The sequence below is a fragment of the Tsuneonella aeria genome, from assembly GCF_009827495.1.
GTDB lineage: Bacteria > Pseudomonadota > Alphaproteobacteria > Sphingomonadales > Sphingomonadaceae > Tsuneonella > Tsuneonella aeria.
Genome location: NZ_WTZA01000001.1, coordinates 708,154 through 723,805 on the forward strand (window position 1 = coordinate 708,154; position 15,652 = coordinate 723,805).

Sequence of the window (15,652 nt, forward strand, 5' to 3'; positions counted from 1 at the left end):
GGAGAACCCCCATGGCCCAATGCGTGCTTGTCGCGGAAGATGAGATGATCATCGGAGTGGACCTGCGCCATACGGTCGAGGAAGCCGGCTACGAAGTTGCCGGCCCGTACGATACCACGCAGTCGGCCTGCGACGCGGTAGACCGCCGCACGCCCGATCTCGCGATCCTGGACGTGCGACTGGAAGATGGCGAGGTCTTCCCCCTTGCCGAAAAGCTGCAAGCGGCAAACGTGCCGATCATCTTCCATTCCGGAGAAGTAAGCCCGGACGAGGTCAGCCGCCGCTTTCCCGATGCCCTCGCGCTGGCCAAGCCGTGCCCGCCAAATCGCATCATCGCGACCATGCGCGAGGCACTTGCCGAGGCGTAACGCGCGCCCCCTTGCGCCGCCCGCCCGGGCCTGCGAGAGCGCAAGGCATGACACCTTTCGACTGGGAAGATCCGTTCGGCCTCGACGCGCAATTGACCGAGGACGAGCGAATGATTCGCGACGCCGCCCGCGCTTTCGCACGATCCGAATTGCAGCCCCGGGTCATCGAAGCATTCGCCAACGAAGCGGATGCACCTGAACTGTTTCCCCTGATGGGCCGCGCCGGCCTTCTGGGCGCCACGGTCCCGGAGGAATACGGCGGCGCGGGCGCGAGCTACGTCGCGTATGGCCTGATCGCGCGCGAGATCGAGCGGGTCGATTCCGGATACCGCTCGATGGCAAGCGTGCAGTCGAGCCTCGTGATGTATCCGATCCTCGCCTACGGGTCGGAGGAACAGAAGCGCAAGTATCTGCCCGGCCTCGCCAGCGGAGAACTGATCGGCTGCTTCGGCCTGACCGAACCGGACGCCGGTTCCGATCCCGGGGCGATGCGGACGTACGCGAGAAAGGACGGCGACGGCTATTCGCTCTCCGGCGCAAAGACCTGGATCAGCAACGCCCCCTTCGCCGACGTGTTCGTGGTCTGGGCCAAGAGCGAGGCGCACGGCGGCGCGATCCGCGGCTTCGTTCTGGACAAGGGAATGGCCGGTCTTTCGGCCCCGAAGATCGAGAACAAGCTGTCGCTGCGGGCAAGCACGACCGGCATGATCCTGATGGACGAGGTGAAGCTGGGCGTCGACGCGCTGCTCCCCGAAGTCAGCGGTCTCAAGGGCCCGTTCGGCTGCCTCAACCGCGCGCGCTACGGGATTTCGTGGGGCGCGATGGGCGCGGCCGAGTTCTGCTTCCACGCCGCTCGCCAATACGGGCTCGATCGCCAGCAGTTCGGCGTGCCCCTCGCCTCAAAGCAGCTCTACCAGTTGAAGCTGGCCGACATGATGACCGAGATTGCGCTCGGCCTTCAGGCCTCCCTACGCGTCGGGCGGCTGATGGACGATCACGCATTCGCGCCCGAGATGATCTCCATCGTCAAGCGCAACAATGTCGGCAAGGCGCTCGATATCGCTCGCAAAGCGCGGGACATGCACGGCGGCAACGGGATCAGCGGCGAATACCAGGTGATCCGTCACATGGTGAACCTGGAGACGGTCAACACCTATGAAGGCACGCACGACGTCCACGCGCTGATCCTGGGCCGCGCGTTGACGGGCATCCCGGCGTTTTGATGCGGCTGCACGCCTATTTCCGCAGTTCCACCAGCTACCGGCTGCGGATCGCGCTCAACCTCAAGGGCCTCGATTACGAAATCGAACCGGTCAACCTGCTGAAATCCGAGCAGCGCGGCGATGCGTACCGCGCGCGCAATCCGTTTGCCGGGGTACCGATGCTGGAGGCGGGAGGGCGCGACCGGGCGCAGTCAATGGCGATCCTGGAATGGCTCGACGAGGCGTATCCGGACCGACCGCTGCTGCCTCGCGATGCGGAAGATCGTTTCACCGTGCGGGAGCTTTCCTATGCGATCGCAACGGAATTGCACGCGGTGAACAACCTGCCGGTGCTGCAATACCTCAAGAACGAGCTCGGCCATTCGCAGGATGATATCGACACCTGGTACCGCCACTGGCTGATGAAGACGCTGGTCCCGGTGGAGACGCGGCTCACGCAACTGGGTGTCAAAGAGACGCTTCATGAGCGGCCCGGACTGTTCGAAGTCGTTCTCGTTCCACAGATGTACAACGCGCGGCGCTTCGACTTCGACTTCAGCGGCATGCCCAACATGACACGGATCGAGGCTGCCTGCCTCGCCCTCCCCGAATTCCAGCGCGCCCACCCCGACAATCAGCCGGACACCCCTCAAGGAGCCTGAGCCTTTTATGAAACTCGCATCGCTCAAGCACGGCCGCGACGGCAAGCTCGTCGTCGTGTCCAAGGACATCACCCGCTATTCCAGCGCCGAGCATATCGCCCCGACGATGCAGTATGCGCTGGACAACTGGAGCCAGGTCGCTCCGCAGCTCGAAGCGCTCTATCGCGATGTGGAGCACTGGACCGTCCCGTGCGGCCGGTTTCACGAACACGACGCGGCAAGCCCGCTTCCCCGCGCCTACCAGTGGGCGGACGGTTCGGCCTACATCAACCATGTGGAGCTGGTGCGCCAGGCGCGCGGCGCGAAAGTGCCGGAAAGCTTCTACCACGATCCGCTGATGTATCAGGGCGGCAGCGACGGGTTCCTCGCCCCGCGCGATCCCATCCCGCTCAAGGACCAGGCCTGGGGCTGCGACATGGAGGGCGAGATCGCCGCCATCGTCGACGACGTGCCGATGGGCGTGTCGCCGGAGGACGCGGCGGATCACATCAAGCTGCTGATGCTGGTGAACGACGTTTCCCTGCGCGGCCTGATCCCGGGCGAACTGGAAAAGGGGTTCGGGTTCTTCCAGTCCAAGCCTGCCAGCGCCTTCAGCCCGGTAGCGGTGACGCCGGACGAGCTCGGAGAGGCGTGGTCAGGCAGCGTCATCAACCTTCCGCTGATGGTCGATTACAACGGCCAGGCGTTTGGCCGCGCTAATGCCGCGCAGGAGGCGACGTTCAGCCTCGCCGACCTGATCGCCCACGCGGCCAAGACGCGCAACCTCGCCGCCGGATCGATCATCGGGTCCGGCACGGTCAGCAACAAGGGCGCGGATGGCGGAGCGGGCAAGCCGGTGAGCGCCGGCGGGGCTGGATATTCCTGCATCGCGGAAATCCGGATGATCGAAACGATCGACGGCGGACAGCCCACTACTCCGTTCATGAAGCCGGGCGACGTGGTCTCCATCGAGATGCGCGACCAGCAGGGTCATTCCATCTTCGGCAAGATCGAACAGGAAGTCGTCGCGGCCTGAGAGCGGGGGCAGCGCCCGCCCCCCCCCGAGCCCTCCTCCCGCTGTCCCGCGCGACTCCGCTTGCCCGTTTTCCAAAACGCGGTATGTTCGGACAACAGGACTGCGATACCGCAGCCTGCGGGAGAGATACCTCGATGGCTGCGGACGCCCCGCACTGGTTTCGAAGCACCGCCACGGATGGGCCGGGTATTCATTGGCACCCTGTAAACGGCCTGCACCGTTCCCGGCGGAATGCGCCCGCGCTTTGCCGTTGTATCCCGCTGCGCAAGCACCGCGTGCCCCGCGCCTCAGGCGTGAGCGGCGCGCCTGAAGGTCATCCGTCACGGGCCTCCGGCGCCCCTGCACGGCAACGAGGAGAGTGAACATGGCGACCCTGGCCGAACCCAAAGAAGCAAGCGCTGACGACGCTTTTCGCGAGGAGGTGCGCGCATTCCTGGCCGAACATTTCCCGGCTGAGCTGAAAGGCAGCAACAATGCTCTTGCCAGCGTCGAAGGGCCGACGAACGAAAGCCCGGCGGAAAAGGCCTGGCGCGAGGCGATGGGCAGCCGCGGCTGGGGCGTGCCGACCTGGCCGAAGGAATACGGCGGCGGCGGCCTCACCCGCAAGCAGGCGCATATCCTGAATGAAGAGATGGCGAAGGTCGGCGCCTACAACCCCATCGGCGGCATGGGTGTGATGATGTTCGGCCCCACCTTGCTGGAATATGGCAGTGAGGAACAGAAGCGCGAACACATCCCGCCCATCGCACGCGGCGAAATCCGCTGGTGTCAGGGCTATTCCGAACCCAATGCCGGGTCCGATCTCGCCAACCTGCAGACCTTCGCGGAGGACAAGGGCGATCATTACCTGGTCAACGGACAAAAGACCTGGACCAGCGGCGGTCAGTGGGCGGACAAATGCTTCGCCATCGTCCGCACCGACCGCAGCGACAAGCATAACGGCATATCGTTCATGCTGATCGACATGAAGGACCCGGGGGTGGAAGTCCGCCCGATCCAGATGATCAGCGGGATGAGCCCGTTCTGCGAAACGTTCTTCACCGACGTGAAGGTGCCCAAGGAAAACCTGGTCGGTAAGGAAGGCCAGGGCTGGACCATCGGCAAGCGGCTGTTGCAGCACGAACGCACGAACCTGTCGGGCGGCGGGTCGATGGCGCGGCTGATGGGGTCAGCTCTCTCCGATGTCGCGAAGAAGTATCTCGAGACCGATGACCAGGGCGTCCTTGTCGACGCGGTGATGCGCGACCGGATCGCCGATTTCGAAATCCGCTGGCAAGCATTCCTGCTCACTGCCAAGCGGGCGATGGAGGAATCGAAGGCGCAGGGCGGCGTGTCGGAGATCAGCTCCGTCCTGAAGAAGCTCGGCACCAAGCTCGGGCAGGAACGCGCCGAGTTGCTGATCGAGATCATGGGCCTGCAAGGCCTCGGCTGGGAGGGGGACGGCTTTTCCGACAGCGAGCTTTCCGGCGTGCGCGCCTGGCTCTTCGGCAAGGCGACGACGATCTACGGCGGCTCCACCGAAATCCAGAACAACATCATCGCCAAGCGCGTGCTTGGCATGCTCGACCACCAGTAAGGGCGCGCGGAACATGGCCATTCTCAACGAAGAACAGGAAATGCTGCGTGACATGGCGCGCGAATGGGCGGCGAACGAAAGCCCCGTCGCCGCCTTCCGCAAGGTGCGGGCCGAAAAGCCGGCGGAGGGATATTCGCCCGATGCCTGGTCCGCGATGGCGCAGATGGGCTGGGCCGGGATCGTCATCCCCGAAGCACACGGCGGCAGCGATTTCGGCTGGATGAGCGCCGGCCTGGTGGTGGAAGAACTCGGAAAGTCCGTGACCGCCAGCCCGATCGTCGCGACCACCATCGCCGCCAGCGCCATCGTGCTGGGCGGCAGCGACGAACAGAAAGCGAAGTGGCTCCCGCGCCTCGCCAGCGGAGAGATCGTTGGCACCCTCGCCGTCGACGAAGGCGCCCGCCACGATTCATCCCGGATCGAAACCCGGGTCAACGGCGGCAAGCTGACCGGTACCAAGGCCTTCGTGCACGAGGCGGACGGCGCTGCGCTGTTCGTCGTGGCGGCGGCTGACGGGCTCTACCTCGTCGAACGGGGCGAAGGCGTCACCCTCTCGCCCCGGAAGCTCACCGACATGCGCAGTCATGCCGAAGTCACTTTCGACGGCGCGGCTGCCGAGCGGCTGGCCGGCGGCGGGGACGATCTCCTCGACCGGGTGCTTGACCGCGCGCGGATCCTCACCGCGGCCGAAATGCTCGGCATGGCGCAACAGGTGTTCGACGTAACGCTCGATTATCTGAAGCAGCGCGTCCAGTTCAATCAGGTGCTCGCCAGCTTCCAGGCCTTGCAGCACCGCATGGCGGACCTGTTCGGTGACCTTGCGATGATGCGCAGCGCGGTCGAAGGCGGGCTGGAGGCGCTGGACAGCGGCTTCGGCGTCGCCCGGGCGGCGACGGTTGCGAAGGCGGAGGCAAACCGCGTGCTCCACCTGATGAGCCGCGAAGGCGTGCAGCTTCACGGCGGGATCGGCATGACCGACGAATACGACATCGGGTTCTACCTGAAGCGCGCGCGTGTGCTGGAGGCGAGCTGGGGGTCCACCAGCTATTGCCGCCGCCGGTTCGCATCCCTTGCAGGATATTGACCGCAGCCTTGCGCAGCTGGCCGCAACGCCCTGGCGCAATCGCGCCTGCTGGATTCCGGGTACGCATTGCGTGACATATTGGGCGCAGCCCGTTCGATAATGACGTAAACACGGAGGAAATTGAACCAAAACCGATTGACAGCACCCCTTGCTTGCAATTCAATTTCGATAAACGGGTATCCGCTTCGCGCGAGATTCAAAAAAGCCCTGAATGTGGGAGACAGACCAATGAAATTTGCCCTGCGCCAGTCGTGCGCCTGCCTTGCACTGACGGTCGGCGTGCTCGCCCCGACCTCGGCATTCGCCCAGGATACTGCGCCTTCCCCCGTGGAGGATGAGCAGGCCGCCGCGGACCCCAATGTCATCGTGGTGACGGCGCAGGGGCGCGCGCAGGCGCTGGCCGACGTTCCCGTCGCGATTTCGGCGGTGAGTGCCGAAACGCTTCAGAACAGCGGCGCGAACGACATCCGCCAGCTCAACCAGGTGGCGCCGTCCCTGCTGGTATCCTCCACGGGCACGGAAGCGAACGCTTCGCCCCGCATCCGCGGCATCGGCACGGTGGGCGACAACCCCGGCCTCGAAAGCTCGGTCGTGGTGTTCATCGACGGCGTCTATCGTTCGCGTTCGGGCATCGGCCTCAACGAACTGGGCGAGATCGACCGGGTGGAGGTTCTGCGCGGCCCCCAGGGCACGCTGGGCGGCCGTAACTCGTCCGCCGGTCTCATCTCGATCATCTCGAAGCAGCCCTCGTTCTCCGGCTTCTCCGCGGGGGCCGAGGCGACGTACGGCAATTACGATTATCTGCGGCTGGCGGGCAACGTGAACGTGCCGATCGGCGATACTATCGCCGCGCGGGTCGACGGCGTGTTCGTGCAGCGCGACGGGTTCTACCGCGATCCGGCCAACGACACCCGGGTGAATGACCGCGACCGGTATTTCATCCGCGGGCAGCTGCGCTTCGAACCGACCGATGCGCTCAACATCCGCATCATCGGCGATTACACCAACCGCGACGAAAGCTGCTGCGGCGCGGTCTATGTCGATCGTTCAGTCAATCCGTTCATCGGAAACCTCAACGAACCCGTGCCGCTCGTGAATGCAGGTGTCGGCACGTTCGGCAACGGCAACAACATCATCAACGTGATGCGCGACCTGGGCCAGGACCCGGCGGCATTCAACAGCGGATACCGACGCGTCCTGTCGGTCACGCCGGGCCGGACATACGGCGGCAAGACCGAGGATTGGGGCATCTCCGGCCAGGTCGACTGGGACTTCGGCGGAATCCAGCTTACCTCGATCACCGCCTATCGGGATTATTACGCCGAACAGGCTGGCGATATCGATTACAGCTCGGTCGACATTCTTTACAACGCCGCCGACGGGAACAACCGCCGGGCGTTCAAGACGTTCACGCAGGAAATCCGCCTAAACGGCACGGCGTTCAACGATCGGCTCGACTGGCTGGTCGGCGGGTTCTTCGCCGACGAGAAGTTCCGCGGGCGGAGCAACCTGCGCTTCGGCGCGGACTACGGCCGTTTCGCGACCTGCCGCGCGGTATCGGGCGGATCGCTGGCCGCCTTCTATTCACCGACCGGCCAAGGCTGTCTCTCGGCGACCGGTCGCGCGCTGCTGCCGTCGGGCGCGCTTGCCGGTGCGGGCATCAGCGCGGCAGTCGGCACCGCACTCCTCGGGGCGTTCGATCGGCTGGACTCGGTGCGCGACCGGGGCAGCACTGTGGACAACTACCGCCAGGACAGCACGAGCTTCGCGGCGTTCACGCACAACATCTTCCACGTGACCGACACGGTCGATCTGACGCTCGGCCTGCGCTACACCAACGAGAAGAAGAAATTCAGCGCGACCTTCGGCAACGACAACGTCGCGTGCACGGCCCAGCAGGCCGCTCTGACGCCCTTCCTGACCACCCCTCTGGCAGCAACGGCGGGGGGTCTCATCTCGCTCACCTGCCAGGGCAACTCGACCGCGGAGCTCAACGGCGTCAGCATTGCCGACGAGCGTAAGGAGGACGAATTCACCGGCACGGCCATCCTCTCGTGGAAGCCGGTTGACGACCTGCTGGTCTACGGCAGCTATTCGCGCGGGTATAAGGCGGGCGGGTTCAACTTCGACCGCTCGGCCCTGAAGTCGCCCGTGCTGCCCTTCGCGGCTTTCGGCGGCGGCAACAGCGCGGCCGGGGCGCAGGCGCTGGTCGGCAGCCTGCAGTTCGATCCCGAAACCGTGAATGCGTACGAGATCGGCGCCAAGTATTCGACTGGACCGTTCACCTTCGGCATTGCCGCATTCCGGCAGGAGTTCAGCAACTTCCAGCTCAACACGTTCGACGGCACCGTGTTCATCGTGCAGAACGTCAACGGCTGTTCCAATGACCTGGGCGGGGCCGACCGCGACCAGAGCAAGTTCGTCGGCGCGCCCAACTACAACGCCGGCGCGGCGGCCAGCGGCGCCTGCAATCCGGACGACGTGACGTACGGCGTCCTGTCCCAAGGCGTGGAGCTGGAAGCGCAGTTCGTGCCCGCCCGGGACCTGCGGATAGCGATGGGCCTGACTTATGCCGACACGAGCTACCGCGATGACCTCGTCGGAACGGAGGACGGCGCGCCGCTCAACCAGGCGCTGCGCAAGCTGCCAGGCGATAACCTGTCGAATGCCCCGGAAATCACCACGACTGCCTCGGTTGCCTTCACCCCGGCTATAGGATCGTCGGGCATGTCGGCGCTGTTCTACATCGATGGGCGCATGACCGGGGACTACAACACCGGTTCCGACCTGTTCCCGCAGAAGGAACAGGACGGGTTTGCCACCTTCAACGCCCGCGTCGGGCTTCGTGGGCCGGACGATCGCTGGGCGATCGAACTGTGGGGCCAGAACATCTTCAACAAGGATTATGCCCAGGTCGCGTTCAATTCGCCTTTCCAGGAAGGCGCGGTCTCGACAACGGCTGCGTTCGCCGACCCGCAGTATCCGGGCGGCCGCCAGATCTTCTCGCAGTTCCTGGCCGAACCGCGGACTTATGGTGTGACGTTGCGCACGAACTTCTGATCCGCGCGACGTGAAGAAAGGGGCCGGGTTCCGCAAGAGCGGAGCCCGGCGCTTCCTGTCAGCGATCCCGGTTCAGCGCACTTCGGGCGGATCGGTGAACACGCCGGCGCACAGCGTCCATGCGTAGAGCTTCACCGCCAGCGCCGGATCGGGCTGGCGCGCCGCCCAGCCGCGCGCTTCGTACGCGGCATTGAGAGCCGGCATGATGAGCTGGCTGGCCACGAGCGGATCGACCGCCCGCACGGATCCATCGGCTATGCCATCCGCCAGCATCCCGGCGAAGCGATTTGCCAGGCGGTTCGAACGCACCACCACGCTGCCCCGTTCGTCACTGGGCAAGGCCTGCAGCGCCGCCGTCCGCAGCAATGGCATGGCATCGTGGAACTGCAGGTCCACCAGTTCGGCCAGCGCGCTGGCGATCTGGGACCAGCCGTCGCCGCCCGCCTCGCACGCCGCGAGCTGCACCGCCGACAGCCGGTCATAACTGCGTTCGAAGCAGGCGAAGACGAGATCGTCCTTCGCGCTGTGGTGGTGGTAGAAGCTGCCCTTGGTCACGTTGAGCGCGGCGGCGATGCGGTTGACCGACGCGCCGCGATACCCCCGCTGATTGATCATCACCGTCGCCGCGCGCAGGAAGGCATCGACCGTATCCCCTTCCCCATCGCGTTCGCCTCGCCACGCCCGGTTGTCGAGCGGACGCGGCGCCCACCCCTGCCCCGTCCCGGCGAGACCGTGCGCAAGCACGTCGAATATCCGCTCTTCCAGCCGGTCGAAATCGCGCGTGGAATAGCGCAGCGACCAGACCGGCCACCAGAACATGGCTTCCAGCAGGATATGTGCCCGCGCGGTGTCCACCGCGCGCTGCAATCCGTGGCGCTCGTCGCCGAAGAAGGCGCGGACGTGGCCGACGATGCGGGAATACTGATCCAGCAGCGGGCGCTGGGCGCCTTCCTCGAGCGTGCGGATTTCGCTGAGCGCGGTGATGAGGCCGCGTTCGCCCGCGCGGATGCGGCGGCGCAGCGCGACGTGCGCGGCGATGAATGCGCGCAGCCGGTCGGCCGGCTCCGCCTGTGCCGCCGCGGTGCGGGCGGCGTGCTCCATCCAGTCGAGGGTCGCCTCGTACACCGCGGTGACGAGCTTGTCCTTGCGGTCGAAGTAATAGGTGATGCTGGTGGCGTTGAGGCCGACGCGCTGCGCCAGCTCGGCAAAGGTCGTGCCTTTCACCCCCAGTTCGTTGATGAGTTCGGACGCGGCCTGGATCACATCCTGCCGCCGCCGTTCGAAACGGCCGGTTTCCCCCGCCCTCATCCCCTCGCCCATCGGCCCGCTAAAGCCTTTCCGGCTCGCGTTCGAACAGCGCCTTCAGGTCCTTCTTCAGGATCTTGCCGTTGGCGTTGCGCGGCAGGGTGTCTTCGGTGAACAGCACGCGGACAGGTACCTTGAACCGGGCCAGCCGCTCCGCCACCCAGGCCTGCAGCTCCGCTTCGCTGGCGCTGGTGCCGGGCGCCAGGTGCACGACCGCGGCCGGTTCTTCGCCCAGCGTATGGTGGGGAATACCCACCAGCGCCGCGTCGGTGACGGCCGGGTGATCGTAGAGGACGTTCTCCACTTCGGAGGAATAGATGTTCTCCCCGCCGCGCAGGATCATGTCCTTGGCCCGGTCGACGATGTAGCAGAACCCTTCCGCGTCCAGCCGCGCGAGGTCGCCGGTGCGGACCCAGCCATCGACGAACGTCTCCGCCGTCGCTTCCGGCTTGTTCCAGTATCCCTTCACCACCATCGGTCCGCGCGCCCACAGCTCGCCCACTTCGCCCGCCGGCAATTCGCGCGCGCCGTCCTCGCTCATGATCCTGAGGTCGGCCACCGCCACCGGGGGACCGCAACTGGTCGGCCGGTTGAGGTAATCCTCGGCCGAGATACCGGTCACTGTCGCCATGGTCTCAGTCATGCCCCAGCCGTTGCTGGGCAAGGCGCCGAATTCATCGCGGATTTTGCGGACCAACTCCGGCGCGCTTGGTGCGCCGCCATAGGCGATGGCTTCCAGGCTGGAGAGATCGTACTGCGCGCGAGCAGGGTGCTCCAGCAGCTGCCACGCGATCGTCGGCACGCCGCCGGTCACGTTCACCCGCTCGCGCTCCATCACCTGGAACGCCTGCACCGGATCCCACCGGCGCATGTAGACGAGGGTGTGGCCCGCAGCGACCGCGCCCATCAGCCCGGCGGAACACGCGGTGACGTGGAACAGCGGTATCACCGTCAGCATCGTCCTGGGCACGGGGTCCGGCGGCACTTCGCCCCTTCGCAGCGCGGCTACGACCGCGTTCCACGCGCTGGAGAAGATGTTCGTCACGAGGTTGCGGTGCGTGCCCAGCGCGCCCTTCGGATTGCCGGTGGTGCCGCTGGTGTAGAAGATCGTCGCGTCGTCGTCGGCCGCGATGGGCACGTTCGGCAGGTCCGCGTCGGGCAGGTCCGCCCAGGTCGCCGGCGCACCGATCAGCGTTTCGAGACGTTCGGCCCCGCCCGCGAGGGTTCCCGGCTCCCCCCGGCTGACGAAGACGTGCCGCAGCGTGGGAATATCGGCCACGTGGGGCGCGATGCGGTCCCAGCGTTCCGCATCGCAGATCAGCACGCTGGTTCCGGAATCGGCAAGGCCGTACGCCAGCTCGCCCCCGGTCCACCAGGCGTTGAGGGGCACGCAGATCGCGCCGATCGAAACGGCGGCGAAGAAGGCCACGGGCCACTCCGGAAGGTTGCGCATGGCCAGCGCCACCCGGTCGCCCCTGGCAGCGCCGCGCGCCTGCAGTTCGACCGCGAGCCGGGCAACAGCGCGGTGGAACGCGGCGTATGTCACGCGCTCGCTTTCGTAGATCACAAATTCGCGGGTGCCGTGCGTTCGGGCGAGCGTCATGAGCGCGCGGAGGTTTTCGGGCGCATTCTTCCATGTCCGCGTGGGGACGCCGCGGATGTCCACCAACTCCATCTCGAACCGTTCGCCGGGCGCGGTCAGGCGGGCCTGGATGGCGTCGCGGCTCATCGCCGGCCAGCCCGGCGGCGGCGTCCAGCCGAGCGCCTGCGCCACATTGGTTTCCGACATCGCTTTCCCTTGCCGTCGCCTTGTTGTTATTCGGCCTGGTTGTAGGAATATTCGCGGCGCGGGTGCAAGTGCCCTTTCCAACGCGTGGTATGGCCTCGTGCGGCGGAGAGGGTTTGCCCTTGTCAGAAAGGCGGGTATGCCTGCGGCCACAATGGCACGAAGCGACCTGTGCGGAGGGAAAAATACACGATGTCGGACGTGACAGTACCGGCCAGCCTTGGTTTCGATCCGGAACGGCTCGGCCGGATCGAACCGTTCCTGCGCGATGCCTATCTCGACGCCGGCCGCCTGCCGATGATGCAGCTGCTCGTCGCGCGTGACGGCCAGCCGGTGTACGCCGCGCGAATGGGGACGATGGGCGAAGGCCGCGGCCCGCTGCGTGACGATGCCCTGTTCCGCATCGCCAGCATGACCAAGCCGATCACCTCGATCGCGTTCATGCAGCTGGTCGAACAGTGCAAGGTCGCGCTGGAAGACCCGGTGACGAAAGTGCTCCCCGAATTCGCGGACCTGCGGGTCTATGCCGGCGGCGGCGGGTCGAGCCCGTTCGTCCCGGGCAAGGCGGCAGGGCCGATGCGCTTCGTCGACCTGCTGACCCATATGTCCGGCCTCACCTACGGCCTGCAGAACCGCACCAACCTCGACGCGGTCTATCGGGAGAACAACTTCGACTTCGCGCGCGCGCACCTTTCCAGCGAGGAGTATATTGCGCGGCTGAGCAAGCTGCCGCTGGAATTCTCGCCCGGCGAACGGTGGAACTACTCGGTCGCGACCGATGTGCTCGGCATTGCGGTGGAACGCATTTCGGGGATGCGGCTGGGCGATTACTTCGCGCAGCATATCTTCGCGCCGCTGGGCATGACGGACACCCGCTTCGGCGTGGCGGAGGGTGAGGCGGAGCGGCTGGTCGATGCCTATCAGTACCTGCCCGGCCAGCCCGCGAAGCTGATCGACGCGGGGCCGACCAGCAAGCTCAACCAGCCCGGCACGTTCGACAGCGGGGGCGGCGGACTGATCGGGACCCTGGCCGATTACCATCGCTTCGCCGCGATGCTGGTGAACGGCGGCGCTTTGGACGGCGCGCGCATCGTCAGCCCCAAGACGCTCGCCCTGATGACGGCCAACCACCTGCCGGGCGGCCAGGACCTGACCCAGCTTTCGCAAAGCCTGTTTTCCGAAAGCCAGAACGCGGGCGTGGGCTTCGGCCTGGGCTTTGCGTGCGTCATTGACCCGGCCAAGACCCTGATGCCCGCCAGCAAGGGCGAATTCTACTGGGGCGGCGCCTATTCCACCGCGTTCTTCGTCGATCCGGTGGAAGGCATCACGATGGTGTTCATGACGCAGGTCTATCCCTCCAGCGCCTACCCCATCCGCCGCCAGCTCAAGACCTTGATCTATTCCGCGCTTGCCGACAGCCGCGCCTGAGGAGAACCCCCGATGACCGATCCCATCACCGCCCGCCGCAACGGCGAAGTCCTGATCATCGTTTCGAATAACCCGCCGGTCAACGCGCTGGGCCAGGCCGTGCGGTCGGGCCTGAAGCGCGAGATCGAGGCGGGCCTCGCCGATGACGCGGTGAAGGCGATCGTCGTTCGGTGCGACGGGCGCACGTTCTTCGCAGGCGCCGACATCACCGAATTCGGCAAGGCGCCGCAGGGCCCCAGCCTGCTCGAAACACTGGACGCGATGGAAGCGAGCGACAAGCCGGTGGTCGCAGCCATACACGGCACGGCGCTCGGCGGCGGGTGCGAGGTCGCCCTCGCGTGCCATTACCGCGTCGCGGTGCCCAGCGCGAAGATCGGCCTGCCGGAGGTGAAGCTCGGCCTCATCCCCGGCGCCGCGGGCACCCAGCGCCTGCCGCGCCTGGTCGGCGCGGAAGCCGCGCTGCCCCTGGTCGTCGGCGGCGATCCGATTTCAGCAAGCAAGGCCGAAAGCATCGGACTGATCGACGCGATCGTGGGCGAGGACAGCCTGGAAGCGGACGCGGTCGCATTCGCGCGCGCGAAGATCGGCCAGCCCGTGCCCCGGGCCTCGGAAGGCACGAAGAACCAGGACGGCGTGCGCGATCCCGACATCTTCGACCGGTTCCGCGCTTCCCAGGCGCGCAAGATCCGCGGCTTCGACGCGCCCAACGCCGCCATCGAGGCGGTCAAGGCGGCGGGCGAACTGTCTTACGCCGAAGGTGTGAAGCGCGAACGCGACCTGTTCCTGAAGCTCATGGGCGGCACCCAGTCGGCCGCCATGCGCCACTATTTCTTCGCCGAACGCGCGGCGAACAAGATCGACGACGTGCCCGCCGACACCCCGATCCTCCCCATTCGCAAGGTCGGCGTGATCGGCGCGGGCACGATGGGCGGCGGCATCGCGATGAATTTCCTGACCGCAGGCATCCCGGTAACCATCCTCGAAATGCAGCAGGACGCACTCGACCGCGGCACCGGCACGATCCGCAAGAACTACGACGCCACGGCAAAGCGCGGGCGCATGACCGCCGATGGCGTGGAACAGGCGATGGGCCGCCTCACTCCCACGCTCGATTACGCCGACCTCGCCGACTGCGACCTCGTCATCGAGGCGGTGTATGAAGCAATGGACGTGAAAAAGGAGGTGTTCGCCAAGCTCGACGAAGTGGCGAAGCAGGGCGCGATCCTCGCCACCAACACCAGCTACCTCGACGTTGACGAGATCGCGCGGGCGACCAGCCGGCCTGGCTACGTCCTCGGCCTGCACTTCTTCTCGCCCGCCAACGTGATGAAACTGCTGGAGATCGTGCGCGGCAAGGAAACCCGCGCCGATGTGCTGGCGACAGCCATGAAACTGGCCAAGACGATCGGCAAGGTCGCCGTGGTCGCGGGCGTATGCCACGGCTTCATCGGCAACCGCATGTTGAGCCCGCGCCAGCAGCAGGCGAACGCGCTGATCCTGGAAGGCGCGAATTATTGGGACGTGGACGACGTCCTGCTCGAATTCGGCTTCCCGATGGGCCCGTTCCAGATGGCCGATCTCGCCGGGATCGACATCGGCTGGCATCGCGATCCGAGCCGGGTGGAAACGATCCGCGAGGCGCTGTGCGCCAAGGGGCGTTTCGGCCAGAAGAACGGCAAGGGTTTCTACGACTATGACGAGGCGCGCAATCGCACCCCTTCGGAAGAAACGAAGGCGATCGTCGCCGAATTCGCGGCCCGCGAAGGAAAGCCGCAGCGCGCGGTGTCCAAGGAGGAAATCCGCGAGCGGCTGCTCTACCCGATGATGAACGAGGGCGCGATGATCCTGGAAGAAGGGATGGCCCAGCGCGCCAGCGACATCGATGTGGTCTGGATCAACGGTTACGGCTGGCCGCTATACACCGGCGGCCCGATGTTCTGGGCCGACACGATCGGTCTCAAGACCGTGGTCGAAGGTCTTGAAAGGCATGGCCTTCCGGTCAGCAACTACTTGCGGCGGAAGGCGGAGGCGGGCGAGACGTTCAACCGGTGATCGGGCTTCCCGCATCGCGTGAAGCGAGGCATGCTCGCGCGATGACACTGCCCCCTCCCCGCCGAACCGCTGCCCAAGCGGCTCGCGGCGGGCGTCCGGATCGTTCCGCCAGGA

Annotated in this window: 11 protein-coding genes; 9 read left to right on the forward strand and 2 right to left on the reverse strand. The window is 66.0% G+C overall.

Going from position 1 to position 15,652, the window contains the following annotated elements; translation table 11 throughout:
• Positions 1-11 precede the first annotated feature (11 nt).
• The 7 genes from GRI40_RS03425 to GRI40_RS03455 all read left to right on the forward strand — a co-directional run bounded on the left by GRI40_RS03425 (position 12) and on the right by GRI40_RS03455 (position 8,967).
• Positions 12-368 (forward strand): response regulator, encoded by a 357-nt coding sequence (locus GRI40_RS03425; RefSeq protein ID WP_202390128.1) that lies wholly within the window; start codon positions 12-14, stop codon positions 366-368.
• A gap of 47 nt (positions 369-415) precedes the next feature.
• Positions 416-1,591 carry an acyl-CoA dehydrogenase gene (locus GRI40_RS03430; RefSeq protein WP_160610046.1) on the forward strand — a complete coding sequence of 392 codons (1,176 nt, stop codon included), beginning with the start codon at positions 416-418 and terminating at the stop codon, positions 1,589-1,591.
• Complete coding sequence (gene maiA, locus GRI40_RS03435; protein ID WP_160610047.1) at positions 1,591-2,232, forward strand: maleylacetoacetate isomerase; 642 nt, start codon at positions 1,591-1,593, stop codon at positions 2,230-2,232. Before GRI40_RS03430 ends, maiA begins: the two co-directional genes overlap by 1 nt.
• Before the next feature lie 7 nt (positions 2,233-2,239).
• Positions 2,240-3,247 carry a fumarylacetoacetate hydrolase family protein gene (locus GRI40_RS03440; RefSeq protein WP_160610048.1) on the forward strand — a complete coding sequence of 336 codons (1,008 nt, stop codon included), beginning with the start codon at positions 2,240-2,242 and terminating at the stop codon, positions 3,245-3,247.
• Between the two features lie 364 nt (positions 3,248-3,611).
• The gene (locus GRI40_RS03445) at positions 3,612-4,823 is read left to right on the forward strand and encodes an acyl-CoA dehydrogenase family protein (RefSeq protein ID WP_160610049.1); all 1,212 of its coding nucleotides are present in this window, start codon (positions 3,612-3,614) and stop codon (positions 4,821-4,823) included.
• A gap of 13 nt (positions 4,824-4,836) precedes the next feature.
• The gene (locus GRI40_RS03450) at positions 4,837-5,907 is read left to right on the forward strand and encodes an acyl-CoA dehydrogenase family protein (protein WP_160610050.1); all 1,071 of its coding nucleotides are present in this window, start codon (positions 4,837-4,839) and stop codon (positions 5,905-5,907) included.
• Between the two features lie 228 nt (positions 5,908-6,135).
• Entirely contained in the window at positions 6,136-8,967 is a 2,832-nt protein-coding gene (locus GRI40_RS03455; RefSeq protein ID WP_160610051.1) for a TonB-dependent receptor, read from the forward strand.
• Between the two features lie 72 nt (positions 8,968-9,039).
• Here the strand turns inward: GRI40_RS03455 and GRI40_RS03460 are convergent, their stop codons facing one another.
• A complete protein-coding gene (locus GRI40_RS03460) occupies positions 9,040-10,287 on the reverse strand; it encodes a TetR/AcrR family transcriptional regulator (RefSeq protein WP_160610052.1) in 1,248 nt (415 codons plus the stop codon).
• A 7-nt stretch (positions 10,288-10,294) separates the two neighbouring features.
• A complete protein-coding gene (locus tag GRI40_RS03465) occupies positions 10,295-12,061 on the reverse strand; it encodes a class I adenylate-forming enzyme family protein (RefSeq protein WP_160610053.1) in 1,767 nt (588 codons plus the stop codon).
• Positions 12,062-12,250: 189 nt separating this feature from the next.
• Between GRI40_RS03465 and GRI40_RS03470 the strand changes: the two genes are divergently transcribed.
• Positions 12,251-13,486: a serine hydrolase domain-containing protein gene (locus tag GRI40_RS03470; protein WP_160610054.1), complete on the forward strand. Its 1,236-nt coding sequence runs from the start codon at positions 12,251-12,253 to the stop codon at positions 13,484-13,486.
• 12 nt (positions 13,487-13,498) lie between these two features.
• Positions 13,499-15,538, forward strand: a complete 2,040-nt coding sequence (locus GRI40_RS03475) for a 3-hydroxyacyl-CoA dehydrogenase NAD-binding domain-containing protein (RefSeq protein WP_160610055.1) — start codon at positions 13,499-13,501, stop codon at positions 15,536-15,538.
• Positions 15,539-15,652: the final 114 nt, after the last annotated feature.